This is a genomic window from Aliiroseovarius sp. S1339, assembly GCF_023195695.1.
Classification (GTDB): domain Bacteria; phylum Pseudomonadota; class Alphaproteobacteria; order Rhodobacterales; family Rhodobacteraceae; genus Aliiroseovarius.
On sequence record NZ_JALPQG010000007.1, the window covers coordinates 70,044 to 94,863 of the forward strand.

At 59.2% G+C, this 24,820-nt stretch carries 26 protein-coding genes and 1 tRNA gene; 19 read left to right on the top strand and 8 right to left on the bottom strand.

What is annotated here, in order from left to right:
* Window positions 1-112: 112 nt before the first annotated feature.
* The 10 genes from MUY35_RS11700 to MUY35_RS11745 all read left to right on the top strand — a co-directional run bounded on the left by MUY35_RS11700 (window position 113) and on the right by MUY35_RS11745 (window position 8,124).
* Window positions 113-571, top strand: coding sequence for a hypothetical protein (locus tag MUY35_RS11700; RefSeq protein WP_248368469.1), 459 nt, complete (start codon window positions 113-115; stop codon window positions 569-571).
* A gap of 121 nt (window positions 572-692) precedes the next feature.
* Entirely contained in the window at window positions 693-1,043 is a 351-nt protein-coding gene (locus MUY35_RS11705; protein ID WP_248368471.1) for a YciI family protein, read from the top strand.
* A 6-nt stretch (window positions 1,044-1,049) separates the two neighbouring features.
* Complete coding sequence (locus MUY35_RS11710) at window positions 1,050-2,297, top strand: sigma-70 family RNA polymerase sigma factor (protein WP_248368473.1); 1,248 nt, start codon at window positions 1,050-1,052, stop codon at window positions 2,295-2,297.
* Window positions 2,298-2,367: 70 nt separating this feature from the next.
* Window positions 2,368-3,441, top strand: coding sequence for a phenylalanine--tRNA ligase subunit alpha (pheS, locus tag MUY35_RS11715; RefSeq protein WP_248368489.1), 1,074 nt, complete (start codon window positions 2,368-2,370; stop codon window positions 3,439-3,441).
* Window positions 3,438-3,914 carry a hypothetical protein gene (locus tag MUY35_RS11720; protein ID WP_248368493.1) on the top strand — a complete coding sequence of 159 codons (477 nt, stop codon included), beginning with the start codon at window positions 3,438-3,440 and terminating at the stop codon, window positions 3,912-3,914. The genes pheS and MUY35_RS11720 overlap by 4 nt, the downstream gene beginning before the upstream one ends.
* A 91-nt stretch (window positions 3,915-4,005) precedes the next feature.
* A complete protein-coding gene (locus tag MUY35_RS11725; RefSeq protein ID WP_248368495.1) occupies window positions 4,006-4,452 on the top strand; it encodes an ASCH domain-containing protein in 447 nt (148 codons plus the stop codon).
* Window positions 4,449-6,845 (top strand): phenylalanine--tRNA ligase subunit beta, encoded by a 2,397-nt coding sequence (pheT, locus tag MUY35_RS11730; protein ID WP_248368506.1) that lies wholly within the window; start codon window positions 4,449-4,451, stop codon window positions 6,843-6,845. Before MUY35_RS11725 ends, pheT begins: the two co-directional genes overlap by 4 nt.
* A 47-nt stretch (window positions 6,846-6,892) precedes the next feature.
* On the top strand, window positions 6,893-7,342 hold the full coding sequence (locus MUY35_RS11735) for a YtoQ family protein (RefSeq protein WP_248368509.1): 450 nt from the start codon (window positions 6,893-6,895) through the stop codon (window positions 7,340-7,342).
* Between the two features lie 134 nt (window positions 7,343-7,476).
* Window positions 7,477-7,905, top strand: coding sequence for a large conductance mechanosensitive channel protein MscL (mscL, locus tag MUY35_RS11740; protein WP_248368512.1), 429 nt, complete (start codon window positions 7,477-7,479; stop codon window positions 7,903-7,905).
* A 142-nt stretch (window positions 7,906-8,047) separates the two neighbouring features.
* A tRNA-Met gene (locus MUY35_RS11745) sits at window positions 8,048-8,124 on the top strand.
* 81 nt (window positions 8,125-8,205) lie between these two features.
* Here MUY35_RS11745 and MUY35_RS11750 read toward each other — a convergent pair.
* Entirely contained in the window at window positions 8,206-8,616 is a 411-nt protein-coding gene (locus MUY35_RS11750) for a DUF1801 domain-containing protein (protein ID WP_248368514.1), read from the bottom strand.
* A gap of 84 nt (window positions 8,617-8,700) precedes the next feature.
* Window positions 8,701-9,819: an alanine dehydrogenase gene (gene ald / locus MUY35_RS11755; RefSeq protein ID WP_248368517.1), complete on the bottom strand. Its 1,119-nt coding sequence runs from the start codon at window positions 9,817-9,819 to the stop codon at window positions 8,701-8,703.
* Between the two features lie 163 nt (window positions 9,820-9,982).
* Between ald and MUY35_RS11760 the strand changes: the two genes are divergently transcribed.
* Entirely contained in the window at window positions 9,983-10,441 is a 459-nt protein-coding gene (locus tag MUY35_RS11760; protein ID WP_248368520.1) for an Lrp/AsnC family transcriptional regulator, read from the top strand.
* Here MUY35_RS11760 and MUY35_RS11765 read toward each other — a convergent pair.
* Complete coding sequence (locus tag MUY35_RS11765) at window positions 10,438-11,679, bottom strand: MFS transporter (RefSeq protein WP_248369031.1); 1,242 nt, start codon at window positions 11,677-11,679, stop codon at window positions 10,438-10,440. The two genes, MUY35_RS11760 and MUY35_RS11765, sit on opposite strands and share 4 nt — an antisense overlap.
* A gap of 98 nt (window positions 11,680-11,777) precedes the next feature.
* Between MUY35_RS11765 and zapE the strand changes: the two genes are divergently transcribed.
* The gene (gene zapE / locus MUY35_RS11770; RefSeq protein ID WP_248368525.1) at window positions 11,778-12,860 is read left to right on the top strand and encodes a cell division protein ZapE; all 1,083 of its coding nucleotides are present in this window, start codon (window positions 11,778-11,780) and stop codon (window positions 12,858-12,860) included.
* A gap of 489 nt (window positions 12,861-13,349) precedes the next feature.
* Here the strand turns inward: zapE and MUY35_RS11775 are convergent, their stop codons facing one another.
* Genes MUY35_RS11775 through MUY35_RS11785 form a run of 3 tightly spaced genes read right to left on the bottom strand, consistent with a single transcriptional unit; the run spans window position 13,350 to window position 16,553 of the window.
* On the bottom strand, window positions 13,350-14,624 hold the full coding sequence (locus tag MUY35_RS11775; RefSeq protein ID WP_248368528.1) for a folylpolyglutamate synthase/dihydrofolate synthase family protein: 1,275 nt from the start codon (window positions 14,622-14,624) through the stop codon (window positions 13,350-13,352).
* Window positions 14,621-15,574 (bottom strand): acetyl-CoA carboxylase, carboxyltransferase subunit beta, encoded by a 954-nt coding sequence (gene accD / locus MUY35_RS11780; protein ID WP_248368531.1) that lies wholly within the window; start codon window positions 15,572-15,574, stop codon window positions 14,621-14,623. Before accD ends, MUY35_RS11775 begins: the two co-directional genes overlap by 4 nt.
* 31 nt (window positions 15,575-15,605) lie before the next feature.
* On the bottom strand, window positions 15,606-16,553 hold the full coding sequence (locus tag MUY35_RS11785) for a type II CAAX endopeptidase family protein (protein WP_248368534.1): 948 nt from the start codon (window positions 16,551-16,553) through the stop codon (window positions 15,606-15,608).
* 136 nt (window positions 16,554-16,689) lie between these two features.
* Here MUY35_RS11785 and MUY35_RS11790 point away from each other — a divergent pair, with 136 nt between their 5' ends.
* The 7 genes from MUY35_RS11790 to MUY35_RS11820 all read left to right on the top strand — a co-directional run bounded on the left by MUY35_RS11790 (window position 16,690) and on the right by MUY35_RS11820 (window position 23,293).
* Window positions 16,690-17,409, top strand: coding sequence for a hypothetical protein (locus MUY35_RS11790; RefSeq protein WP_248368537.1), 720 nt, complete (start codon window positions 16,690-16,692; stop codon window positions 17,407-17,409).
* Window positions 17,410-17,514: 105 nt separating this feature from the next.
* On the top strand, window positions 17,515-18,288 hold the full coding sequence (locus MUY35_RS11795; RefSeq protein WP_248368539.1) for a DUF6478 family protein: 774 nt from the start codon (window positions 17,515-17,517) through the stop codon (window positions 18,286-18,288).
* A gap of 29 nt (window positions 18,289-18,317) precedes the next feature.
* Window positions 18,318-18,698, top strand: coding sequence for a hypothetical protein (locus MUY35_RS11800; RefSeq protein ID WP_248368541.1), 381 nt, complete (start codon window positions 18,318-18,320; stop codon window positions 18,696-18,698).
* Between the two features lie 3 nt (window positions 18,699-18,701).
* The gene (locus MUY35_RS11805) at window positions 18,702-19,187 is read left to right on the top strand and encodes a DUF523 domain-containing protein (protein WP_248368543.1); all 486 of its coding nucleotides are present in this window, start codon (window positions 18,702-18,704) and stop codon (window positions 19,185-19,187) included.
* 82 nt (window positions 19,188-19,269) lie between these two features.
* On the top strand, window positions 19,270-21,297 hold the full coding sequence (locus MUY35_RS11810) for an NADPH-dependent 2,4-dienoyl-CoA reductase (RefSeq protein ID WP_248368545.1): 2,028 nt from the start codon (window positions 19,270-19,272) through the stop codon (window positions 21,295-21,297).
* A 38-nt stretch (window positions 21,298-21,335) separates the two neighbouring features.
* Entirely contained in the window at window positions 21,336-22,256 is a 921-nt protein-coding gene (locus MUY35_RS11815; protein WP_248368547.1) for an AEC family transporter, read from the top strand.
* 131 nt (window positions 22,257-22,387) lie between these two features.
* Complete coding sequence (locus MUY35_RS11820) at window positions 22,388-23,293, top strand: LysR family transcriptional regulator (protein WP_248368549.1); 906 nt, start codon at window positions 22,388-22,390, stop codon at window positions 23,291-23,293.
* Window positions 23,294-23,306: 13 nt separating this feature from the next.
* Here the strand turns inward: MUY35_RS11820 and MUY35_RS11825 are convergent, their stop codons facing one another.
* Window positions 23,307-24,239 carry an OmpA family protein gene (locus MUY35_RS11825; protein ID WP_248368551.1) on the bottom strand — a complete coding sequence of 311 codons (933 nt, stop codon included), beginning with the start codon at window positions 24,237-24,239 and terminating at the stop codon, window positions 23,307-23,309.
* A gap of 5 nt (window positions 24,240-24,244) precedes the next feature.
* Window positions 24,245-24,820 carry a peroxidase-related enzyme gene (locus tag MUY35_RS11830; RefSeq protein WP_248368553.1) on the bottom strand — a complete coding sequence of 192 codons (576 nt, stop codon included), beginning with the start codon at window positions 24,818-24,820 and terminating at the stop codon, window positions 24,245-24,247.

Here is a 24,820-nt window from a genome sequence, read left to right on the forward strand (position 1 = left end):
GTTGGGGAAACCCGGCGGCTTTTTTGTTGGGTGAGGGATGGATGTCTGGTGTGCGGGACTTTTCTGCCGTTCGAATGTTGTACCAACTCTTTCCATGAGGCATCTTTCGCACATGGAAAATGCTGAATTGCGAAGTCTACTTCAAAAATTAGTCGAAACCTTCAATGAGGTCCCAAAGCCAGAGCCGCTTTCCTCATTCGAAAATTCGCACGATGACGAGGAAGTTGCGATCTTCAATAGCACCAATTGGGAAACTGCTACCTATTGGGAGTTTTGTCATGGGCTTGAAGGCTGGATTATTTGCTCACCAGAAACAAGAGTTTACCTGACCCCTCGACTGTTAAGAATGTTACTCCTTAGGCAGGATGGCAAACACGAGGGCGCAGCGGACAACCTTTCGTTCGAGTTACTTCCACACCTTCAAGAGCCGACAGTATTTGGCTTGCTGAACTCTGGACAAATGTCGGCTGTAATCGACGCAGTCGCCTATGTTGATCGTACTCGTTGGTACCCAAGTGGAAGCGATGCGGCAGGTGACTTGGCACGGTGTTGGGGGCTTCAAGATAGTTGAACTTCGGGCTCAAAGCCGACATTCCCATATTTTTCACCCCCAAATGTCGATTTTGCCGATCCTCAATCGTCTGGTACACAGAAAGGCCTGAAGCCTTTCCCAGCAGATGAAAGGAAAGACCATGCAATACATGCTTCTGATTTATGGCCAGGAGGGCACTGGCCCGCAGCCCGGCACCGACGAATTCGGCCCGTTCATGCAGGGCTACATGGACTTCACCCAAAAAATGAAGGACGCGGGCAAGCTTGTTTCGGGCGACGCGTTGCAGCCGATTGCGACCGCGACCACCGTGGCTGTGCGCGATGGGAAGTCGGAAACCCTCGACGGCCCTTTCGCTGAAACCAAAGAACAGTTGGGCGGCTATTACCTGCTTGATTGCCCCGATCTGGACGATGCCCTGAAATGTGCGGCCGAAATTCCGACCGCCAAATACGGGCGCGTCGAAGTGCGCCCCGTGGTTATCTGGGACTGAACCCACATGCTGCCCCCGGTTGAAGTTCGCGCGCTTGTCACGCGATTGATCCGCGAAGACTGGGGGCGCATTCTGTCGTCGCTCGTCTCCTCGACCGGGGATTATGGGCTTGCCGAAGACAGCTTGCAGGATGCGGTTGTGTCGGCGTTGGAACAATGGCCGCGCAAAGGTGTCCCCCGCCACCCGGACGCCTGGATGATCACTGTGGCGCGCCGCAAAGCGCTGGACCGGATCAGGCGAAGCCAGACGGCACTGCGCAAATCGAGCGATTTGACCCTGTGGCTGGAACAACACCGCAATGATCCCGAGGACCGTGCGATGATGATCCCCGACCACCGGCTAGAGATGATTTATACCTGCTGCCACCCCGCGCTTGAAGAAAAGTCGCGTGTCGCCCTGACCCTGCGCGCGCTGGGCGGGCTGACCACCGCCGAGATAGCCGGGGCATTTCTGGACAAAACCGAAACCATGGCGGCCCGCCTGACGCGGGCCAAGAAAAAGCTGCGCGCGGCAGGTATCGCCTTCAAACTACCCGAACCGGAGGACTTGCACGACCGCACGGATGCGGTGCTGCGGGTGATTTACCTGATCTTTACAGAAGGCCATTGGTCTTCGGACGGGCAAATGTCGCGCACCGATCTGGTGAACGAGGCGATCCGGCTGGGCCGTATCCTGACCGGGCTATTGCCGGACCATGCCGAGGCAAAGGGGCTGCTGGCCCTGATGCTGCTGGGTGACAGCCGCCGCCTGGCACGCAAGGGCGACGATGGTGCCTTCTTGCCGCTAGAGGCGCAGAACCGCGCCCGTTGGGATCGCGCCAAGATCCGCGAAGGCGGCGCGCTGGTCGAAACGGCGCTGTCTATGGGACCGGCTGGCCCCTATGCGATACAGGCGGCAATCAGCGCACTTCACGCCAATGCTGCCAGCTTCACCGCCACCGATTGGCCACAGATCGTGGCACTTTATGAGGTGCTGGCCCAACGCCAACCCAACCCGATTGTGCGGATCAATCAGGCCGCTGCCCTGTCTTATGCCAAGGGGCCACAGGCTGGGTTAAGCCTGCTGGACACGCTGTGCGTCGATGACAAACTGAACGGGTATCAACCCTATCACGCCTGTCGCGCCGATCTTCTGGCGCGGCTGGGGCGCAGGCAGGACGCCGCTGCAAGCTACCGCACCGCGATATCCCTTGCCGTCGCGCCGGAAGACAAAGCGTTTCTTTCAAACCGCCTTCGCGCCTTGACCGCCCCCTGAGCACCCGCGCCCGCTTGCCATTTTGCCCTGCATTCGCTAGCTGGAAGCGGTGCGACGCAAAGGGGCTGACATGGACGACCTTAGAACAAAATACCTTGATGCAATCGGCGGTGCTGCGGACGAAGCGACACTGGAAGATATCCGCGTGCAAGCCGTCGGCAAGAAGGGCGAAGTGGCCTTGAAAATGCGCGAGCTGGGCAAGATGACGCCGGAAGAACGCCAAGTCGCTGGCCCCAAGCTGAACGCACTGAAGGACGAGATCAACTCGGCCATCGCCGCCAAGAAATCCGGGCTGGCTGATGCCGCGCTGGACGAGCGTTTGCGCACCGAATGGCTGGACGTGACCCTGCCGGGCCGCCCGCAACGCCAAGGCACCATCCACCCGATTTCGCAGGTCACGGAGGAGATCAGCGCGATCTTTGGCGACATGGGTTTCGCGGTTGCCGAAGGTCCGCAGATCGAAAGCGACTGGTATAACTTCGACGCCCTGAACATCCCGGCGGACCACCCCACCCGGACCGAGATGGACACCTTCTATATGACCATGCCGGACGGCGACGAGCGTCCGCCCCACGTGCTGCGCACCCATACCAGCCCCGTGCAAATCCGCGCGATGATGGCGCAGGGTGCTCCGATCCGCGTGATCGCGCCGGGCCGTGTTTACCGCGCCGATTACGACCAGACCCACACCCCGATGTTCCATCAGGTCGAGGGGCTGGCGATCGACAAAGATATCTCGATGGCGAACCTGAAATGGACGCTGGAAGAATTCTGCCGCGCGTTCTTTGAAATCGACGGGATCGAACTGCGCTTCCGCGCCTCGCACTTCCCCTTCACCGAACCGTCGGCCGAAGTCGACATTCGCTGCTCGTGGGAAGGCGGCACCCTGAAATTGGGCGAGGGCGACGACTGGATGGAAATCTTGGGCAGCGGCATGGTGCATCCGAAAGTGCTGCAATCGGCGGGCGTGGACCCGGACGAATGGCAAGGCTTCGCCTTCGGCCTCGGCATCGACCGTCTGGCCATGCTGAAATACGGCATCCCCGACCTGCGCGCGTTCTTTGACAGCGACCTGCGCTGGTTGCGACATTACGGGTTCAGCTCGCTGGATGTGCCGACGATGCGTGGGGGGTTGAGTAGGTGAGTGCCTCAGCCCTAATTGCTGCGACTATCGGCTCTGGAACTGCGTTGTTCATCGCTTTTGTCGCCTATCCAATCCAAAAAAGAAGAGACAGACGGCTATTAGTTGAAACTGAGCGCAGGCATGCATATCGCCGCTTTGTTACTGAAGCGGTTGGCTATTCTAGGATCAGAACTGATTCTGGGTCAGAACTGGAAGAAACCATTCGTGGACTAGCCAGCGCAGCTCATGAGCTGGCACTTTATGCTCCGCCGGAAGTCATGCGTCTGGCAAAAAATTACATATACTCCGAAACGGTCCTTCAGGCAAAAAAATCCGCGTTGCCGAAGGAAGAGTGGAAGAATCTCGGACACAATCCTCATGAGGTTCAAATGTTCACTGCCATGCGCAAAGACCTTTTTGGAGACAAAGACCTGTCAAATGATGAGATCCAGGCGTTTTTGCGGCTTGAAATCTTGGAAGAGGACAAGACATGAAATTCTCTGTCTCCCGACTGACCAACCACCTCGACTCCACAGCATCCGTGGGTGAATCCACCGATACCTGCACCAAACCGGAGCTTTCCCAATGAGCGACGACGACATCGAAGACCTGCAAGTCACCTATCCCGGCGCCGGAACCTTCAAGTTTGGCGACAGTGCCAAGCTGTCGGCCAAGCTGATCAAGCGGGTGCGGGCGGGGCAGAAGCATGCGACCTCTGGCGCTCTACGAGACTTCGCGGACGACCCGGATGCGATGCCCAAGGTCGGTCGCTGCGATATCGCGGCAAACTGGGACGGCACGCCTGCGCTGGTGATCCGCACCAAGTCGGTCGAACAAGTCCGGTTTTGCGATGTCACCGAGGAATTGGCCCATGCCGAGGGCGAAACGCTGGAAGGGTGGCAACGGGGCCATAAGGCCTATTTTGAACGCAACGGCGGGTTTGATCCCGAGATGATGTTGCTGTTCGAACATTTCGAAGTGGTTGAAGATTTGGCAAGCCGACCGGCGATGCAGACAGAGGATAAGACATGAAATTCACACTCTCCTGGCTGAAAGATCACCTCGACACCACAGCCTCGGTCGATGAAATCGCGGACGCCTGCACCGATCTGGGGCTGGAGGTTGAGGGTATCTATAACCCCTTGGACCGTCTGGGCGCGTTCACGCTCGCCAAGGTCAAATCGGCTGAAAAACATCCCGACGCGGACCGTCTGAAAGTCTGCACCGTGGAAACCAACGAAGGCGATGTACAAATCGTTTGCGGCGCACCCAATGCGCGCGAGGGGATCACCGTGGTCCTCGCCAAACCCGGCGATTATGTGCCCGGCATCGACGTGACGCTCTCGGTCGGCAAAATCCGTGGTGTCGAAAGTCACGGTATGATGGCGTCTGAGCGCGAGTTGGAGCTGTCCGACGAGCATGATGGTATTATCGAGCTTCCCTCGGGCGAGGTGGGCGAGAAATTCGTCGACTGGCTCGCCGCCAATGACCCCGCGCTGGTCGATCCGGTGATCGAGATTGCGATCACGCCGAACCGCCCCGACGCGCTGGGCGTGCGCGGCGTTGCGCGTGACTTGGCGGCGCGGGGGCTGGGCACATTGAAGCCTCTGAAAGAGCATAAGGTCAAAGGCAACGGCGCCAGCCCGATCAATGTGACCATCGACGCCGACACCAAAGACGCAAACCCGCTGTTCATGGGCCGTCTGATCAAGGGCGTGAAGAACGGGCCGTCGCCGGCGTGGTTGCAAGCGCGTCTGCGCGCGATTGGGCTGCGCCCGATCTCGGCCCTTGTCGATATCACCAACTTCTTCACCTACGACATGAACCGCCCGCTGCACGTGTTTGACGCCGACAAGGTCAAAGGCGACCTGCGCGTGCATCGCGCCAAGGGGGGCGAGACGCTGATGGGGCTGGACGAGAAGGAATATACCTTCGCGCCCGGCATGGTCATCATTTCGGATAATGAAGGTGTGGAGTCCATCGGCGGCATCATGGGCGGTCTGCCCACCGGTGCGACCTTTGACACCACCAACGTATTTCTAGAGGCCGCGTTCTGGGACACGAAACAAATTGCCCGCACCGGGCGTGCTCTGAAGATCAATTCCGATGCGCGCTATCGCAACGAACGCGGTATCGATCCGGCCTATAATGCGCAGGCGATCGAGGCCGCGACCCAGATGATCCTTGATCTTTGCGGCGGTGAGCCGTCGGACGTGGTGACTGCTGGCGAAGTGCCGGATACAAGCCGTGCTTACAAGCTGGACACTGACCGGGTGCAATCGCTGGTCGGCATGGACATTCCGGCGGATGAACAGCGCAAGACGCTGACCGCGCTGGGTTTCACCATCAAGGACGGCATGGCCCATGTGCCAAGCTGGCGCCCCGACGTGCAAGGCTCGGCCGATCTGGTCGAGGAGGTCGCGCGGGTGGCGAGCCTGACCAAGTTGGTCGGCAAGCCGCTGCCGCGTGCCCATGTGGGCGTGCCCAAGGCGATCCTGACGCCTTTGCAGAAACGCGAAGGCATGGCGCGCCGCACCGTGGCCGCGCTGGGCTACAACGAATGTGTGACCTACAGCTTCATTGATGAGGGCAGTGCCAAGCGGTTTGGCGGTGGGGCAGATGTGACGCAGTTGCAAAACCCGATCTCGTCCGAGATGAGCCATATGCGCCCGTCTTTGCTGCCCGGTCTGCTGCAAGCCGCCGCCCGCAACCAGGCGCGCGGTTTCATGGATCTGGCGCTGTTCGAGGTTGGTCCTGTGTTCAGCGGCGGTGAGCCGGAAGAATATGAACAGATGGTCACCGGCATCCTCGTCGGCCATACCGGCCCGCGCGACCGGTTTGGCGCGCGCCGTCCCGTCGATACCTATGACGCCAAGGCGGATGTAGAAGAGGTGCTGAACGCCATCGGCGCCCCTGCCAAGCTGACCTATGTGCGCGACATGAACGCGTGGTGGCACCCCGGACGCTCGGCCAAGCTAGGGCTGGGGCCGAAGAACATCCTTGGCGCGTTTGGCGAGCTACACCCGAAAGCGATTGCCGAGATGGACGTGAAAGGCCCCGTTGTGGCCTTCGCTGTGCATCTGGCGAAGGTGCCGTTCCCGAAAGCCAAAGGCACAGGGCGCGGCGCGCTGGGGGCCAGTGATTTGCAACCCGTCGAACGCGACTTCGCCTTCGTGGTGGATGCCGACGTGGAGGCGATCAACTTGGTGAACGCCGCCGCCGGGGCCGACAAGGCGCTGATCGTCGACGTGAATGTCTTTGACGAATTCATCGGCGGATCGCTTGGCGAGGGCAAGAAATCCCTCGCCATCACCGTGCGCCTGCAACCGCGTGACGCGACCCTGACCGACAAGGACATCGAAGCGGTCAGCGCCAAGATCGTTGAGAAGGTGGGCAAGGCCACTGGCGGCACATTGCGCGGCTGAACTGACTCGCGTGGCCCTAAGGGGCTGCACCAACAAGGAGGAATGACATGACCCTGAACGTATACCTGTCCGGCGAGATTCACACCGATTGGCGCGAGCAAATCATCGACGGCGCGAAGGGGCTGGATGTCACGTTTTCGTCGCCCGTCACCGATCACGATGCCTCGGACGATTGCGGCGTGGATATTCTGGGTGCCGAGGACAACAAGTATTGGCACGACCACAAGGGCGCGATGGTGAATGCGATCCGCACACGCAAAGCGATCGAGGATGCCGACGTGGTCGTCGTCCGGTTTGGCGAGAAATACCGCCAGTGGAACGCCGCGTTTGACGCTGGATATGCCGCCGCGAAAGGCAAATCCCTGATCGTTTTGCAGCAACCCGAACATGACCACCCCTTGAAAGAAGTCGACGCAGCAGCGCTTGCTGTCGCGCGCGAACCCCATCAGGTGGTCGAGATCCTGCGCTATGTCCTGACAGGCAGCATAAGCCGCTAGGCATTCGTCAACAATCTATGGGTAACAGCAGACTGTTTTTCCCCACGAAACAATATGCAAACGTGAATGTTTTGCGCTAGGCTTCGCGCAGGTCGGTGGAAACACGCCGGCAATTTATGTGTAGTGAGGACAGTATGCTTTCAGAATTCAAAGACTTCATCGCCAAGGGCAATGTCATGGACATGGCTGTTGGTATCATCATCGGTGCCGCATTCACCGCCATTGTCAGTTCACTGGTGGCTGATCTGATCAACCCGATCATTGGGTTGTTCATGGGCGGCATTGATTTCACCAACATGTACGCCACCCTGTCCGGCACCGTCCCGGAAGGTGCGTCGCTTGAAGCGGCGCGCGAAAGTGGTGCCGCCGTGTTTGCCTATGGGTCGTTCATTATGGCGATCATCAACTTCCTGATCATCGCTTATGTGGTGTTCATGTTGGTGCGTTTCGTCAACAAGGCGAAAGACGCAGCCGCGAAGGACGAAGAAGCCGCAGAAGAAGCCCCCGCTGGCCCATCTGAGGTGGACCTGCTGGTCGAAATCCGCGATGCGTTGAAGAAGTAGCACCGTCGAACAGACACTCGGTAAGGGCGCCCGCAACCCGGGCGTCCTTTTCTTTTGGCTTTTTTGTGAAGCGTCTGGTGAAGCGGTGTTTTTCGTTTGACACTGGACGCGGGCCAGCATACATCGGCCCCCGATGTGAGATGGCGTGGTAGCTCAGCTGGTTAGAGCACAGCACTCATAATGCTGGGGTCGGCGGTTCAAGTCCGCCCCACGCTACCACATCCGGCAACGTCCTGTGTTTGCAGGAAACCAGCAAAAGAAAGCCCCGCCATGTGTGGGGCTTCTTTTGTTTTTGGGGCTTCATTTCAAGTGATAGGTCAGCGCGCTTTTGATCAGCAGTCGCAAGGTGTCACGGGGCAGATCTTGCCCGTCCGTGAAATGAATGGCGCGGTTGCCGTCATAGGTGAAACCGTCGGGAAACAGGGTCTGAAAATCTGACATAAGTGTCGTTTGGCAGTGGACGAACAACGCAAAGCCGCCGGATTTTGGGACGCCCAGGCGGATCGTTGTGCCGGATTTGCTGTCAGGTGTCAGATAGGCGGGTTGGCCCCACTTCAACGTCTCTTCAATGCGTCCAACACCGGGTGTCTCTTTCGCGGTTGTGAAAATCAGACGGCGTAAGTCCAGAAGCCCCGCTCGCGCGTCGGGCGGGAAGCTATCAAACGTGTCGGCCACAGCCGCGTTTGCGAAAAGAGGTGAAAGGTCGGGCATGGAGACAGGGTGCTGCCCCGCCGCCCATGTGTCAAAGAAAAAGCCCCGCCAGATGGCAGGGCTTTTCCAAATCTTGGTTAAACGTCAGATCTTCAGCGCATCTTCTGCCGAGATATAGTCGATGCCAAGCGCTTCACCCACTGCGGCGTAGGTCAGCTTACCCGCATGAACATTCAACCCGTTCAGCAGATGTTCGTCATCCTTGCAAGCTTGCTTCCAGCCCTTGCCGGCCAGTGCCAGCATGAAAGGCATCGTGGCGTTGCCAAGTGCGATGGTCGAGGTGCGGGCAACCGCACCTGGCATGTTGGCCACGCAGTAATGCACAATGCCGTCCACGTCGTAGATCGGTTCGGCATGGGTGGTGGCCTTTGACGTTTCAAAGCACCCGCCTTGATCGATGGCAACATCCACCAGAACGGACCCCGGTTTCATCAAGGACAATTGTTCGCGGCTGATCAGCTTGGGCGCTGCTGCGCCGGGGATCAATACGGCACCAACCACCATATCAACGCGCGGCAGCAACTCGGCCACAGCCGCCATGTCGGAATACTGCGTTGTCAGCCGCCCCATGAACACATCATCCAGATATGACAGACGCGGCACAGAACGATCCAGCACGGTGACGTTCGCGCCCATGCCGACAGCGACACGTGCTGCAGCTGCGCCCACCACGCCGCCGCCGATGATGGCCACGTTGGCCGGGCGCACGCCGGGCACGCCACCCATCAGCACGCCGCTGCCGCCATTGGCCTTTTGCAGCGCCCAAGACCCGCTTTGCGGCGCCAGGCGACCGGCAACCTCGGACATCGGGGCCAGCAGGGGCAGGCCGCCACTGCGGTCCGTCACGGTTTCATAGGCAATCGCGGTGCACCCGCTGTCCAGCAGGTCTTTGGTCTGTTCGGGGTCCGGGGCCAGGTGCAGATAGGTGAACAGAAGCTGCCCTTCGCGCAGCATCTTGCGCTCAACGGCTTGCGGTTCCTTCACCTTCACGATCATGTCGGCCTTGGCGAACACTTCTTTCGCGGTATCCAGAACGGTGGCGCCAACGGCGACATAGTCGTCGTCCATGAACCCGGCGCCGACGCCAGCGTTGGTCTCGACGATGACGCTGTGACCGCGTGCAATCGCTTCGCCTGCAGCAGCGGGCGTCAGACCAACGCGAAACTCCTGCGGTTTGATTTCTTTCGGGCATCCGATCAGCATGGGGTATCCTCCTCATTCCCTATCGTCGGTTAATTCGATCTTTCAGGGGACAAGTTTGCGCGCATCTCTGCGCAATTGCTTTGAAAAGAAGTGGCGCAGGTGATAGGAAGTGTCGAATAAATCACCGCAATGATGCCAAAGTGCGCAAGAAGTTTGTGAGAAAATGGAACTGGACAGCATAGACCGTCGCATCCTTGGGGTGTTGCAACGCACGGGCCGGATATCCAACTCGGACCTGTCCGAGCGGATCAACCTTTCCCCTTCTGCCTGCCATCGCCGGGTGCAAAGGCTTGAGGCCGATGGTTATATCCGTGATTATGTTGCGTTGCTGGATGCGCGCAAAATGGGCTGCCCCTCCACCATTTTTGTCGAGATCACTCTGTCTGGTCAGGCGGATGAGTTGCTGGATGCGTTCGAACGCGAGGTCGCCTTGGTCCCCGATGTGCTGGAATGTCACCTGATGGCCGGGACGGCGGATTATATTCTGAAGGTCGTCGCACAAGACACCGAGGACTTTGCCCGCATTCACCGTCAGTATCTGGCGCGGCTTCCGGGGGTGCAAGGGATGCAAAGCTCGTTCGCGCTGCGCACCGTGTTTAAAACCACTGCGCTTCCGGTTTAGGCCGCGCGCGCGGCCAGTGGTTGCTCTTTCACCGGCAAGTGGACGATGGCCGAAAAGGCACCGACGCCGACGCCAATCCACCACACCATGGTATAATCGCCGAACGCGTCATACATCCGCCCGCCCAGCCAAACACCCAGGAAGCTGCCCAACTGGTGTGAGAAGAAGACGATCCCATACAGCGTGCCCATATAGCGCAGCCCATAGATATGCGCGACCAGACCAGAGGTCAGCGGAACCGTGGCCAGCCACAGCGACCCCATTGCGATGGAAAAGACGATGACGGATGTCGGTGTGATCGGCATCAGGATAAACAGTGCGGCGACCACAGTCCGCGCCGCATAAATCCCTGCCAGCAAGTATTTCTTGGAATAGGTCTTGCCCAGATAACCCGCCAAGAGCGTGCCCGCGATGTTGGCCAACCCGATCAGGGAGATCGAGATTGCCCCCAGCGCCGACGTGGTCGAAACGCCGATCGTCGCCAATGTGCCAGAGGGGTCAATCGCGCCACACATCTCGGTCACGAAGGCGGGAAAGTGGGCGGTGATGAAGGCCAGCTGATAGCCGCAGGAAAAGAAGCCCAGAAAGATCAGCGCGAAGCTGGGATCGCGCATCGCCTTGGTCAGGATCTGACCCATGCTGTCTTCAAGTTCGGCTTTCGACGCGATTGTTTCGGTCTTCATCAGGGGAAGCAGCGCCAGCGTTGCAAGGATCGCGGCGGCGAAGATGACGAAGACGTTCTGCCATGGCATGAAGCCCAGCAGGTATTCCGCCAGCGGTGCGCCGAACACCTGACCTGCCGACCCCGCAGCAGTCGCGATGGCCAGCGACATAGACCGGTTGTCATCGCTGGCCGCCCGCCCAACAACGGCCAGAATCACACCGAAGCCCGTGCCAGCGATGCCGAAGCCCACGGCGATTTCTAACAGTTGGTGCGCTTCTGGTGTGACCGCATAGGACGACGCCACAAGCCCCACCGCATAGATCAGCGCCCCCATGATGATGGCCTTGCGGTCTCCGATTTTTTCAGCGATAGCCCCAAAGATCGGCTGCCCAATGCCCCACGCCAGATTCTGGATGGCAATCGCCAACGAGAACTCGGCACGCGGCCAGTTGAACTCGGTCGCAATCGGGATCTGAAACACGCCAAAGCTCGCGCGGATCGCGAAGCTGACAAGGATGATCAAACAGCCTGCCACAAGGACGGGCGTGATAAGGGGTGCGCGTGTCTCGGTCATCCGGGTACGGTCTGCGAAATCGACCAACTGGTCAATTCTTCGTTCGTCATGGGCCACTTCATCTTTCCTTATGGGTGGAAGCATCTTATTCCTCGGCTATGACAAGCCTGATCGAGATTTATGAGACCCTGGCCCAGAAGGGCGAGATCACCCGCGACCCGGCACAAGAGGCCTGTCTGCCCGCGCTGGAAGACATCCGCGCGCATCTGGAGGCCGCACCCACCCGCAAGCGGGGCATTCTGGGCGGGTTGTTCCACAACAAGGTCGAGGACGTGCCGCAAGGGCTGTATCTGTGGGGGGGCGTCGGGCGCGGCAAGTCCATGCTGATGGACCTGTTCGTCGACAGCCTTGAAACATCCGCCAAGCGTCGCGTCCATTTTCACGCCTTCATGCAAGAGGTGCACGAGGGCATGGCCGCCGCACGTAAGACAGGCGTCGATGATCCGCTGTCCCCGGTGGCCGACAAGATCGCTGCCGATGTGCGCCTGTTTGCCTTTGATGAAATGCAGATCACCGACATCACCGATGCGATGCTTGTGGGCCGTCTGTTTGAAAAGCTGTTTGATGCGGGCGTCGTGGTGGTCACGACCTCGAACCGGCACCCGGACGAACTGTATAAGGATGGGCTGAACCGACAGTTGTTCCTGCCCTTCATCGCCCTGATCAAGGATCAGATGGTGGTGCATGAACTGGTCAGCCCGAATGATTATCGGCAGGACCGTCTGGCGGGTGAACAAGTGTATTTCACCCCCGCTGGGGCTGAGGCGCGTAAGGCGATCGACGCAATCTGGCGTGACCTGACCGGAGGTGATGCCGAGCCTTTGACCCTGACCGTCAAAGGGCGCGATGTCGTCCTGCCTGCCTATCGCAATGGGGCGGCAAGGGCCGGGTTCCATGACCTGTGTGGCGCGATGCTGGGGCCGGGGGATTATCTGACCATTGCCAACGCGGTGAAGCTTTTGGTGCTGGAAGATATCCCGCGCCTAAGCCGGTCGAATTTCAACGAGGCGAAGCGGTTCGTAACTCTGATCGACGCACTTTATGAGGCGAAGGTCAGGTTGATCGCATCTGCCGCCGCCCAGCCCGAAATGCTGTATGTCGAGGGCGAAGGCTCGTTCGAATTTGAACGCACCGCCAGCCGCTTGCGCGAAATGCAGGATAAGGATTGGGGTGGCGAATAAAACGGGGCCGCCCTTTGGCGACCCCTAGGTCATAACCCGCCCGCCTAACTTACCGCATCGTGACTGACAGAACGTAGGCGTCAGCGCGCCGACCGCAGGAACAAGAAAACACCAGTGCTATTGCTGCACTAAGCGTCGTGATCCAAGGTCGGGGAAAGGTATGGCAGGGGCGGTCTCAGTTTCGTTTGCATAGGCGGTGGAGTTTGTGATCACAAACAAACACGCCACGTTTTGCATCACCCGAAACATGAGACCCCCCGGTCATATGTACTGCTCGACAAGCCGTTCACTTATTGTGAACTTTACCTGAAGAATACCCTATTTGTAGAGGCTAACCACTTATTTGGCAACGGTTTTCACCGAATCACTTGCCGATTCGTTTGATGAGGAAAAAGTGATTCTTTTCGGGGGGTTGGTAGGCGAAGTGAATCCAGATCGGGGTCGCTCGAGAAAATTAATTTGTAATCACGTTGTGCGTTTCCGGTGGGACTAGCCGTTCTCTCGCAATACATTTCCGGCCAAATACAGCGAACCGCAAATCAAGATACGGCTTTCGGGTGCATGTTCTGTGATTTCGGCAATCGCCTCAGCAACCGACCCCGCCTGCGATGCCGCTAGTCCAACTGCCGCGGCTTCGCGCGCCGTAATGTCTGCTGGCAGGGTGTTGGCCTCGCCGGGAATAGACACTGCTGTAAGGCTTTCGGCGACACGCGCCAGTGGGCGCAGATATCCGGCGATGTCCTTGGTGTTTAACATGCCGCAGATCAAATGGGTTGGCCGCTTGGGCATATCCGCCAAAACCTTCGCCAAGGTCTGACCTGCCGCCGGGTTGTGTCCGCCGTCCAGCCATAGCTCGGCATCACCGGCGGCCTTCGCCAAGGGACCGTCGCGCAGGCGTTGCATTCGGGCGGGCCATGTCACATCGCGCATCGCGGCCCCGCACGCGTCTTCGTCAAACCCAAGCTGGCGCAGGGCGGCGACAGCAGCACCGGCGTTTTCCATTTGGTGAGGGCCGATCAGGGCTGGCATCGGCAGGTCCAGCAGGCCCGTTTCATCTTGAAAGACAAACCGTCCACGCTCTTCCCACATGTGCCAGTGCTGGCCGTGGGCGAACAGGGGGCAGCCCTGCTTCGCGGCGCGCGCCTCGATCACCTCAAGCGCGTCATCAGGTTGTGGGCCGACGATGCAGGGCACGCCGCGTTTCAGAATGCCTGCCTTTTCACCAGCGATGGCGGCGAGAGTGTCGCCCAGAAACTGCGTGTGGTCGATCGAGATCGGCGTGATGATCGTCAACTCTGGCTTGGCCACAACGTTGGTCGCATCCAACCGTCCACCCAGCCCCGTTTCCAACAGTGTAAAATCGGCGGGGGTCTCAACGAAGGCCATGAGCGCCGCGACGGTCGTAATCTCAAAATACGTGATCGTCTCGTCACCATTGGCAGCATAACAGCGGTCGAGCACGTCGGTCAGGGCGTCCTCGTCGATCAACGTGCCGGCCAGCCTGATGCGTTCATGGAACCGCGCCAAATGCGGCGAGGTATAGGCGTGCACGCGCTTGCCCGCCCCCTCAAGCCCCGCACGCAGCATGGCCTGGGTCGAGCCTTTGCCATTTGTGCCCGCCAGATGGATCACCGGGGGCAAGCGGTCTTGTGGATCACCAACGGCGTGCAAAAGTCGCCAAACCCGGTCCAACGTCAGATCAATGATCTTTGGGTGAAGGGACATCATCCGCTCTAGGATGACGTCCGAACCGGAGGCGCTCACGTCTTGGGAGCCTCGTCTTTGGGCTTGGCGGGGGCGTCTTCGGGCTTTTCTTTGGTCTCGACCACATCCTCCGGTTTGGGCAGATCGCCCATCACGGCGGGGCCTTTGCCAGTCAACATGCGCAGGATGGTGACAAGTTCGTCTTTCATATCCTTGCGATGGGTGACGCGATCCAACATGCCGTGGTCCAACAGGTATTCGGCACGCTGGAAGCCATCAGGCAGCTTTTCACGGATGGTTTGTTCGATGACGCGGGGGCCAGCAAAGCAGATCAAAGCGTTGGGTTCAGCAATATGAACATCGCCCAACATGGCATAGGACGCCGTCACACCGCCGGTGGTCGGGTGGGTCAGCACGACGATATAGGGAAGCCCGGCCTCTTTCAGCATCTGCACGGCCACGGTGGTGCGCGGCATTTGCATGAGGCTAAGAATACCTTCCTGCATCCGCGCGCCGCCTGCAGCGGAAAACAGAACCAGCGGGCGTTTGGCAGCCACGGCGCGTTCGGCGGCGGCGATGATCGCGTTGCCGACATACATGCCCATGGACCCCGCCATGAAGCTGAAATCTTGCGCGGCGGCGACGATGGGTGTGCGACCAATCTTACCTTCGGCCACCAGCATCGCCTCACGTTCGCCCGTGTCTTTGCGGGCTGCTTTGATGCGGTCGGGATATCTTTTCTGGTCTTTGAAATGCAAAGGGTCGTCAAGCGGGGCGGGCACGTCGACCTCGGTGAAAACATTGCCGTCAAACAGCGCGTGAAACCGTTCACGCGGGGTAATGCCCATGTGGTGGTCACAACTGGTGCAAACGTTCAGGTTCTCGGTAAATTCGCGGTGAAACAACATGGTTCCGCATTCCGAGCATTTGGTCCACAAATTCTCGGGCACCTCGCGGCGTGAGAAAAGCGAGTTGATACGCGGGCGGACGTAGTTCGAGATCCAGTTCATCGCCTGTCTTCCTTGATCGGTTTCGTTTTAACTAGTCCGCTTGTGCGGTATTTGCAATTGGCTGGTTGCGCTGAGTGAACAGCCACCACAGCGCAAAGGCCGCTAGCACAAGAAAGGTTTGCGACAACATTGACAATGTCATCTGCGCGCCGGTCAGGTCCATTTCGGTCAGATACAGCGAAAAACCGTCCAGCGTTCCTTTGGTGCCGGAAAAGACCAACATCGCATTGTTCCCGAAATGCAAACCGGCGGCAGCACCGATATTTCCCGTGCGCAGGGTGACAACGGCTAGAACAATACCGATGACGGTTGTGTGGATCACGTAGAAAATCGCGTTGATGCCATAGGCGTAGGGGTCGTAGTGCAGCAGTCCAAAGGCCAGCGACGGCAAGATCGCCCAGATCCAGATCGACCGGAAACGTGCCCGAAGTTGTTGAAGGATATAGCCTCGAAACACCAGTTCTTCGGCGAATATCTGTAACAAGACCAACCCCAGTGCAGGCACAATCAGCAGCGCCCAACTGGCAAGGGCCATGGATTGCTGGGTCGGGGTGTCCGTGATGGGCGTCAAGAAAAGTGGCTGCAAAAATTGCAAGATGACGGCCGCAATACTGATGCCAATGGCGACCAACAGGCCGCGGCGGAAGTGGTGCCAGTTGACCCGAAGTGCAGGTCCGAACAGGCTGCGAAAACCACGCTTATGTAGCGTTCTTACGGCAATCCAGAGGCCAATATGATAGCCTAGAAACGTCAGAAAAAATATCGACGCCTCGGCAGGTGTTGACGCATCAAGAATCTTTGCAGGGTCCGTGCCCAGCAGTTTTGCACCAACAATGAAGACGGCAAATGTGACCGCAAAAAATGCGGCATGAATGATGACGATGCCCAGCAGAGTCCGCCAAATCTGATTGCGGGGATAGGCCGGGGACCAGAAACTCTCGGCGGTGTCATGACTTTCGGGGGTGGGGGAAATGGACAATTGGATACCTGACTATAAGAACACTTGGCCGTTATGATGGGCGCGATCTGACGGATGGACAACCGGGATTAGTTGGAGGCATTCTAGGATTTTACAAGTTTATGCCCGGAACGCGTTGCGCCGGGTTGGGGGTGTAATGGATCGACAACTGAAAAACAGCCGTGCTGGTGCTTTGCGCATAGGGGCGGCAATCGGAATTCTGATCGGCCTGACCGGCTGTCTTGGCGGTGACGGAAAGTTCGGGCCGAAATTGTCAGACAGCGCGATCTTCTCGAACGAACGCGCGACACCGCGCGCCGATCTGGTGCGCGCAAAATCCGTCATGGGCGGGTTGGTGACCATCGCCGCGCCGAAAGGCTTCTGTATCGACACAAGTGCGCATCAAGACACCTCGTCAGGTGCGTTCATTCCTATCGGTGCCTGTGCCGCGTTAACCAAAGACGCCGGCGACCCGAAACCCGCAAAGCCCGCGTTCCTGACGGCAACTGTTCTTCCGATGCCGGTCCAGGCAGCGGCTTTGCCCAATAACCCCGACGCCCGCATGCGAGAGGCCCGTGCCTTTGTCCAAAGCGACAAAGGTCGTGCGGCGCTAAGCCGGGCGGGCAATGCCGGCACCGTTACCTTAATGGACATGAAGTCCGCTTCAAATGTGCTTTTTGTGCGGGTGAGAGACACGTCTGATGGTCTGCCCTTTGCGCTGTCAAACACGACATGGCGCGCGTTTTTCGAATTGAACGGGCAGCTTGTGACCGCCAGTGCAACGGCTTTCGCCGATCAACCCTTCGGTCAGGGCAAAGGCTATGAGCTGTTGAAAGATTTCGTCGCGGCCATCCGCAAGGCCAGCCCGAAGGTCTAGGGCGGCGGCTCACGGGGCGCGTCAGGTGGTTTGCGCAAACGAACCTATTCTGTTTTAAGAATGAACACCGAAAGCAGGCGAATCTTAGCAGGGCAAGAACACATCATGTTGCGACGTGTGAACGGTATCCTTGATCAATGGTTGCAGCGACGTGCATTGCAGCGTTGGCAGTCGGCCTTGCAGCAGGCCCAAACCCTTGACCTTGCATCGTTGCGCGCAGTGCGCGGTCGCGCGCGGCAAATGCGTCAGGCGTTGGACCGTGTGCTTCATGTGGCGGATGGCCGTCTGACGCTGCCATTGATCGGGTCGGATGCCATCCAAAAGCCGCTGCATTGCGACTGGGCCTATCGACCAGAGCTGTGGCGCGGCCCGCTGTCGCCCCCCGGCCAAGCCGCCGTGGAAAGCAAGGCGACATTCGGCGGCGAGGCAACGCTGTTTCACGATTGCCGGGTTTCCGAACTGACAGTCCGGCAGGTGCGCAACACACGCGAAAGCGACTTGGCCCCGTTTGGCCTGCGAATGGATGTGTTCGGCTTTGACGGATCTTTCCTGTCGTTGGTGATCGAGCTGCCTCAATCGGCAACTGACGGACTGAAACGCAACCATCTTGTCCGCCTGACCACGCTGGTCGAGATGGAGAAACCGTTAGAGGTGTTTGCCCGCCTCAACATTCAGCACGGCCCCAACACCGAACAAATCGTTCGCGCTCTGCCCGACACGGACGCCGAGGCGGTCGTCGAATTTGATCTTGCCTACACCAATCTGAACGAGAAGCGGGTCGACCGAATGTGGGTCGACCTGGTCTTTGAAAACCCCGAGATGAGCCAGGTGATCCTGCGCGATGTAACGTTCAGCCGACGCCCGCGGGCCGAGGTCTGATCCCGAACCGACTGGATAAGGAGCGTGAGGTGACGAAACTTCAACTGGCAAAGGCGCGCATTCAGGCGGGCATTTGGGAAGGCGTTCTGACAACGGCTGACGCGCAGGATGCGGCCCCGGCGCTTGAAGTGACGCATCTGACCCAAACCATCGACGGCGTGACGGTCACGCCGCACCCCGATCGGGCTGGTGCGTATTTTGTGAAAGTCCCGATCCCGGCGGATGCCCTGACAGAGGGCGTCCAGACTTTCGTGATCGCGGATAAGGAAAGCGGCGTGCAACTCGACACGTTCTCGATTGTGACGGGGCAGCCGCTGGAAACCGATATCCGCGCCGAAGTCGACCTGCTGCGCGAAGAACTTGATATGCTCAAGCGTGCGTTTCGCCGCCACTGCATGGAAACTGGCTAGGCCATGTCACGGCTTTTGGTCAGCGCCTGTCTGATGGGACAAATGGTGCGCTATGACGGCCGAGCCAAGACCTTTGTGCACGCGTGTTTGACAAGATGGGACGCCGATGGCCGCGTCGTCCCGTTTTGCCCAGAACTGTCGGGTGGGCTTGCTATCCCGCGACGGTCGGCCGAGATTGAACCGGGATATAACGGCGATGATGTCCTGGCTGGGCGTGCCAAAGTCGTTGACTGTGACGGCGCAGACGTGACCGCCGCTTTCGTCGCTGGCGCGCGGTTGGCGGTTGATCTGGCCCGCAACCGCGATTGCAGCTATGCATTGCTGACCGAGGCCAGCCCGTCCTGCGGATCATCCCTGCTTTACAGCGGGCATCACGATTGCACGCGACGGGCGGGGTTTGGTGTCACCACCGCAGCCTTGCGCGCGGCTGGGGTTACCGTTTTCGCCCCAGATCAGATCGACGCACTGGCGGCGGATTGCGCATGGTAAGCCGTGTCGGTTACGCAGCGTTTCGAATGACAGCGTCTGTGACCTCGTCCAGATTTGCCGCAACTGACAGGAGACCGCCCGCATGACAAGCTATCCGACCCTTCTCGCCCCCCTTGATCTGGGCTTCACGACCCTGAAGAACCGCGTGCTGATGGGCTCCATGCACACCGGGCTAGAGGAACGTGGCGACTGGCCGCGCGTGGCCGAGTTCTATGCCGAACGTGCCCGTGGTGGGGCGGCGTTGATCGTGACCGGCGGTATGGCCCCGAACCCCGAAGGCGGTGTGTATCCGGGCGCGGCAGGTCTTTACACCGACGAGGATATCGCCAACCACCGGATCGTCACCGACCGCGTGCACGCAGAAGGCGGCAAGATCGCCATGCAGATCCTTCATGCCGGGCGTTATGCCTATGGACCGGATTGCGTGTCTGCCAGCCCGATCAAATCGCCCATTTCGCCTTTCCCGCCGAAAGAGCTGGACGAGGATGGAATCCAGAAACAGATCGCCGATTTCGCCACCGCCGCCGTCCGCGCAAAAGAGGCGGGCTATGACGGGGTCGAGGTTATGGGGTCCGAGGGTTATTTTCTGAACCAGTTTCTTGTCACCCACACCAACAAACGCGAAGACCGCTGGGGTGGGTCGTATGAAAATCGGATGCGCCTGCCCATCGAGGTCGTGAAAGCCGTGCGCGCCGCTGTTGGGCCTGAGTTCATCATCATCTATCGACTGTCGATGATCGACCTTGTGCCCAACGGATCGACCTTCGACGAGGTTGTCCAACTGGCCAAAGAGATCGAGAAAGCGGGCGCCACCATTATCAACACAGGCATCGGCTGGCACGAGGCACGCATTCCGACCATCGCGACCTCGGTCCCGCGCGCGGCCTTCACGTGGGTCACGAAAAAGCTGATGGGGCAAGTGTCGCTGCCGATCATCACGTCAAACCGGATCAATCACCCTGACGTGGCAGAAGAGGTTCTTGCGGGCGGCGCGGCAGATATGGTGTCGATGGCACGGCCTTTCCTTGCCGACCCCGATTTCGTTGCCAAAGCGGCCGAGGGTCGCGCGGGCGACATCGCCCCCTGTATCGCGTGCAACCAAGCCTGTCTGGACCATACGTTCGGCGGCAAGATCTCGACCTGCCTGGTAAACCCGCGCGCCTGTTATGAAACCGAGCTGCGCTATGACATGATCGACACGCCCAAATCCATCGCCATCGTGGGCGCTGGCCCCGCGGGTCTGTCCACCGCGCTGGTGGCAGACGAACGCGGCCACAAGGTCACGCTGTTTGATCGGGCCGATCAGGTGGGTGGTCAGCTGAACATGGCCAAGAAAATCCCCGGCAAAGAAGAATTCATCGGACTGGTCGATTGGTATGACCGGATGGTCGCGGCCTCGGACATCGACCTGCAACTGGGCAAAGAGGTCACGGCGGATGACCTTGATGGGTTTGACGAGGTGATCATTGCCACCGGTGTTATCCCACGCGATCCGGGGATCGACGGGCAGGGGTCTGACAACGTCCTGTCCTATATCGACGTGCTGCGCCACGAGGTGCCGGTGGGCGACCGCGTGGCCATTATCGGCGCGGGCGGCATTGGGTTCGACGTGGCCGAGTTTCTGACGCAAGCGGGCGAAAGCCCGACCGAAAACCTTGAAGAATGGCTCGCCGAATGGGGCGTGGCCGATCCGGCCAAAGCGCGGGGTGGGCTGTCACCCGACGGTCCGAAACCCGAAGCGCCCGCACGCCACGTCACCCTGATGCAGCGCAAGGCCAAAGCGCTGGGCAAGGGGCTGGGCAAAACGACCGGCTGGATTCACCGCGCGACCCTGAAGATGAAAGGGGTCGAGATGGTGGGCGGCGTAAACTACGAGCGCATCACCGATGAAGGGCTGATGGTCTCGACCGGCGAGGCGCGCGAAGATCCGCGCGTGATCGAAGTCGACAACGTCATCCTTTGCGCAGGCCAAGTCAGCGACCGCAGCTTGGCGGACGCGCTAGAGGCGCGTGGAAAGACACCTCATGTCATTGGCGGCGCGGATGTGGCCGCGGAGCTTGACGCCAAACGCGCCATCGACCAAGGATCGCGCTTGGCGGCCTCGCTCTGATCTGATCATGTGATCCGGGGTAGCGCCGCGGAGGTCACATGGTTTTCATCGCCGTCTTTGCCGGGCTTATGCCCGTCTTTCTTCTGGTCGGGCTGGGTGGGCTGTTGCGCAACCGCTTGTCGGTGAACGCGTGGCAGGGGCTGGATCGCCTGAACTTCGAGATTCTGTTCCCCGCGCTTCTGTTCGTCGCGGCCGCCAGCCGCCCCATCGAGATTGAAAAGCTGGTAATTATGGCCCCGGTGGTGTGGGCGATCCTCTCGGTCGGTTTGGGGCTTGGTTGGCTGGTTCGCCATGTCGGGCCCGACCGGTTTCTGGATTTCGCGGGTGCTTGGCAGGTTGGCTGGCGCTTCAACACAGCCCTTGGTCTGGTCGCGGTTGAGCTGCTGACCCATGGCGGCGCTGGCGAAATGGCTGTGGCAGTCGGTATGGGTGTGCCCGTGGCAAATCTGTTCGCCGTATCTGCCCTGTCACGCGGCGGGGCGCTGGGCTTCGGGGCGACGGTGGCGAAAATCGCCCTGAACCCGTTCCTGCTGGCAAGTCTTGGCGGCGTGGTGTTCGGCCTGATGGGCTGGCGCCTGCCCACGCCCATTATGGCACCGATCGAGATGTTGGCGCGCGCAGCGATCCCCATCGCGCTTTTGTCCATCGGCGCGACGATGAACTGGGGCGCGCTGGCGCGGCTGGATCGTTTTAACGGCGCGATATGCGCCATCAAGTTGGTGGCTCTACCTCTGTTCGCACTGGCAGTTGGTTTGGTCTTCAACCTCGATCCGGCCATCGCCTCGTTGCTGGTGGTGTTCGCGGCTCTGCCCACCGCGTCCGCCGCGCATGTGTTGGCATCTGCTTTTGGCGCGGACCGAAATCTGGTGGCGACGTTGATTGCGCAGACCACTTTATTGGCCGCGATCAGTTTGCCGATTTGGATCAGTCTCGCAGAGCTAATCTTTTCAACGAGATAGCGCCCTGTCGTCGTTTCCAGACCCACAACGATCCCTGCAATTACCCCCGTATTGTCTGTTGTTCTTCACAGTCTTGCCCCAATTCAAACCGATACAGGTCAGCACTGGGGTGTAATAGTGGAAAGAGTGAAATGGATCGACTGACCGAAATGGAAGCCTTCGCCACTGTTGTGGATCAAGGCGGATTCACGGACGCTGCCAAGAAGATGGGGATCTCGAAATCGGCGGTGTCCAAACATGTGTCCAGCCTAGAGGCGCGCCTTGGCGCCCGGCTTTTAAACCGCACAACGCGACGAGTCAGCCCGACCGAAATTGGCCTTGCCTATTACGACCGCGCACGCCGGGTTTTGAACGACGCGGGCGAGGCGGATGCGCTCGTGACTTCGATGCAATCTGCCCCGTCGGGCATTTTACGAATATCGGTTGCGACGGATTTTGGAGTCAATCATCTGAGCCCGGTTCTGGGTGAGTTTCTGCATGATTTCCCTGACGTGCATGTGAATATGGATTTGGCCAACCGCTATGTAGAGCTGATTTCCGAAGGGTTCGATATGGCGATCCGTGTGGGAGAGTTGGAAGACAGCTCGTTGCGCGCGCGAAAAATCTCGACAACCACCCGCCGAATGGTCGGCAGCCCCGCCTATTTCGAGCAGTATGGTCGCCCCACGCGCATCGACGATCTGAATGAACACAAGCTTCTGCATTATTCGAACCAGAGTTCGGGCAATGTCTGGAAAGTTCCCGCCCCGTCAGGTGAGATGCGGCAAGTCCGCTCGGCAGGTTGGCTGAGTGTGAATGACGGCCAATCCCTTCTGAACGCTGCCATTTCCGGCCTTGGCATCGCCTATCTGCCAAGCTTTCTTTATGCAGACGCGTTGGAACAAGGCTTGGTGGTCGACGCGATCCCAGACTTGCCGAAGGATGTTCAAGGTATTTATGCCGTCTATCCGCCGGGCCGGTTCACCCAGCCCAAAGTGCGCGCGTTCATCGACTTTTTGGTGCACGCCTTTGCTGATAAGGGGCCGGACCACTGGTAGGCGCGACCGGCACCTATTCGGTGCTGGTCAGAACCGCCTCGACCCGCCGGTTCAGCTCGCGCCCTTGCGGGGTTAGGTTGGCGGCAAGCGGCATCAAAAAACCGACGCCCTGCGCCGAAAGTTGTGCGGGGTTTGCGCCGTAAAGCTTGATCAGACTGTTCATCACAGATGTCGCCCGTTTGCGTGACAGGGCGACGTTACCGTCAAGACTGCCTTCTGCATCAGTGTGCCCCACCAGAATGATCTGCCGTGCAGGGTTCTGAGCCAGATATTTCGCAAGCTCCGCCAAAACGGGCACGTCTTCGTCGGTTAGCTGCGACGACCCCGTTGCAAAGCTTAGTCCGCTAAGGACCGTACGCCCGCTGGTTTCAAGCTGTTTGCCAATTGGACCCGACGGCTGAACGCGAACCGTGGTCGTCGAGGTGGTTTGCGGGGCCGAGACCTTGGTATTTGTGCTGCCCGCAGGGCTGACTTGCACCAGTTCGACAAAAGCATCCTCTTTCGACCGACTGACCAGAAGGCCGGCAAACTGGTCGCCCTTGCGCGCGCTCAGATAATGAAAGTCGCCCAGATCGACATACATGTCCGGCGCCTTGAAGTGCCCGACCTCGAAACGGAAATCATAGCCTCCGCAGGATACGGTCTGGCATTGCAACAGGATTTCATAACCGTCTGCGACCAACTGATCGCGCAAGCTGACCAGAATTTGAAAGCTTGTCTGGCTTGTGCCGTTCACTTTCCAAGCCTGCCTGTTGACCTGCCCTTCAGCGGCAATGGTGGGAACTGTTTCGCCATCAAACCGCGCGACCGCGAGGTTGGCGCGCGCCGCATCTTGCTTATCACTGGCCCGCAGCTTCGCACCGGCTGGCAGATCAAGGGCGTAGGCCGGCGACGTTGCAAAAGCGCAGGACATTACCAAGAATCCCAGTCGAAATAGTCGGGACATGCAGATCACCGATGGTTTGCGTGATAGGCGTCGTTGGGTTGCATGCCCACAGCCGATGCCATGCGGTTGGACATCGAGAAAAACCCGACAGTCGCGGCAATATCCCAGATATCGCGATCCGAAAAACCGGCCTGCCGCAGCGCTTCGCGGTCGGCTTCTTGTGTTTCGGACGAGGTTTTGGTGATCTTCTCGGCAAAGCTCAGCATGGTGTGCTGGCGGTCGTCCAGATCGGCCATGCGCCAGTTCATCACCAACGCTTCGCCCAGCTTCGGGTTGCCGGACAGTTCGCGCACCGCGGCTCCATGGGCGACTTGGCAATACCAACACCGATTGATCGAGCTGACGACCACCGCGATCATTTCACGTTCCAGCTTCGAAAGCCCGCTGTCGCCCAGCATCAGCTCGTTATACATATCTGAAAACGCGCGCAATTTTTCCATGTCGAAGGCATAGGCCTTCAGAACATTTGGCACCAATCCCAGCTTTTCGTCGCATATGTCGAAGTATTTCTGAATATCTTCGGGCAGGGGATCGACCATCGGCAGGTTCAGCGCCGTGACACCAGAGTTGTTATGTTTCAT

Excerpts from the sequence above, each read along its gene's own strand:
- MUY35_RS11820 (WP_248368549.1), top strand. The coding sequence starts at position 22,388 with ATGGATCGACTGACCGAAATGGAAGCCTTCGCCACTGTTGTGGATCAA.
- MUY35_RS11725 (WP_248368495.1), top strand. The coding sequence starts at position 4,006 with ATGAGCGACGACGACATCGAAGACCTGCAAGTCACCTATCCCGGCGCC.
- MUY35_RS11750 (WP_248368514.1), bottom strand. The coding sequence starts at position 8,616 with ATGCCCGACCTTTCACCTCTTTTCGCAAACGCGGCTGTGGCCGACACG.
- pheS (WP_248368489.1), top strand. The coding sequence starts at position 2,368 with ATGGACGACCTTAGAACAAAATACCTTGATGCAATCGGCGGTGCTGCG.
- MUY35_RS11815 (WP_248368547.1), top strand. The coding sequence starts at position 21,336 with ATGGTTTTCATCGCCGTCTTTGCCGGGCTTATGCCCGTCTTTCTTCTG.
- MUY35_RS11795 (WP_248368539.1), top strand. The coding sequence starts at position 17,515 with ATGTTGCGACGTGTGAACGGTATCCTTGATCAATGGTTGCAGCGACGT.
- pheT (WP_248368506.1), top strand. The coding sequence starts at position 4,449 with ATGAAATTCACACTCTCCTGGCTGAAAGATCACCTCGACACCACAGCC.
- MUY35_RS11760 (WP_248368520.1), top strand. The coding sequence starts at position 9,983 with ATGGAACTGGACAGCATAGACCGTCGCATCCTTGGGGTGTTGCAACGC.
- MUY35_RS11825 (WP_248368551.1), bottom strand. The coding sequence starts at position 24,239 with ATGTCCCGACTATTTCGACTGGGATTCTTGGTAATGTCCTGCGCTTTT.
- ald (WP_248368517.1), bottom strand. The coding sequence starts at position 9,819 with ATGCTGATCGGATGCCCGAAAGAAATCAAACCGCAGGAGTTTCGCGTT.
- MUY35_RS11805 (WP_248368543.1), top strand. The coding sequence starts at position 18,702 with ATGTCACGGCTTTTGGTCAGCGCCTGTCTGATGGGACAAATGGTGCGC.
- MUY35_RS11700 (WP_248368469.1), top strand. The coding sequence starts at position 113 with ATGGAAAATGCTGAATTGCGAAGTCTACTTCAAAAATTAGTCGAAACC.
- MUY35_RS11790 (WP_248368537.1), top strand. The coding sequence starts at position 16,690 with ATGGATCGACAACTGAAAAACAGCCGTGCTGGTGCTTTGCGCATAGGG.
- zapE (WP_248368525.1), top strand. The coding sequence starts at position 11,778 with ATGACAAGCCTGATCGAGATTTATGAGACCCTGGCCCAGAAGGGCGAG.
- MUY35_RS11765 (WP_248369031.1), bottom strand. The coding sequence starts at position 11,679 with ATGACCGAGACACGCGCACCCCTTATCACGCCCGTCCTTGTGGCAGGC.
- MUY35_RS11710 (WP_248368473.1), top strand. The coding sequence starts at position 1,050 with ATGCTGCCCCCGGTTGAAGTTCGCGCGCTTGTCACGCGATTGATCCGC.
- MUY35_RS11810 (WP_248368545.1), top strand. The coding sequence starts at position 19,270 with ATGACAAGCTATCCGACCCTTCTCGCCCCCCTTGATCTGGGCTTCACG.
- accD (WP_248368531.1), bottom strand. The coding sequence starts at position 15,574 with ATGAACTGGATCTCGAACTACGTCCGCCCGCGTATCAACTCGCTTTTC.
- MUY35_RS11705 (WP_248368471.1), top strand. The coding sequence starts at position 693 with ATGCAATACATGCTTCTGATTTATGGCCAGGAGGGCACTGGCCCGCAG.
- MUY35_RS11830 (WP_248368553.1), bottom strand. The coding sequence starts at position 24,820 with ATGAAACATAACAACTCTGGTGTCACGGCGCTGAACCTGCCGATGGTC.
- mscL (WP_248368512.1), top strand. The coding sequence starts at position 7,477 with ATGCTTTCAGAATTCAAAGACTTCATCGCCAAGGGCAATGTCATGGAC.
- MUY35_RS11735 (WP_248368509.1), top strand. The coding sequence starts at position 6,893 with ATGACCCTGAACGTATACCTGTCCGGCGAGATTCACACCGATTGGCGC.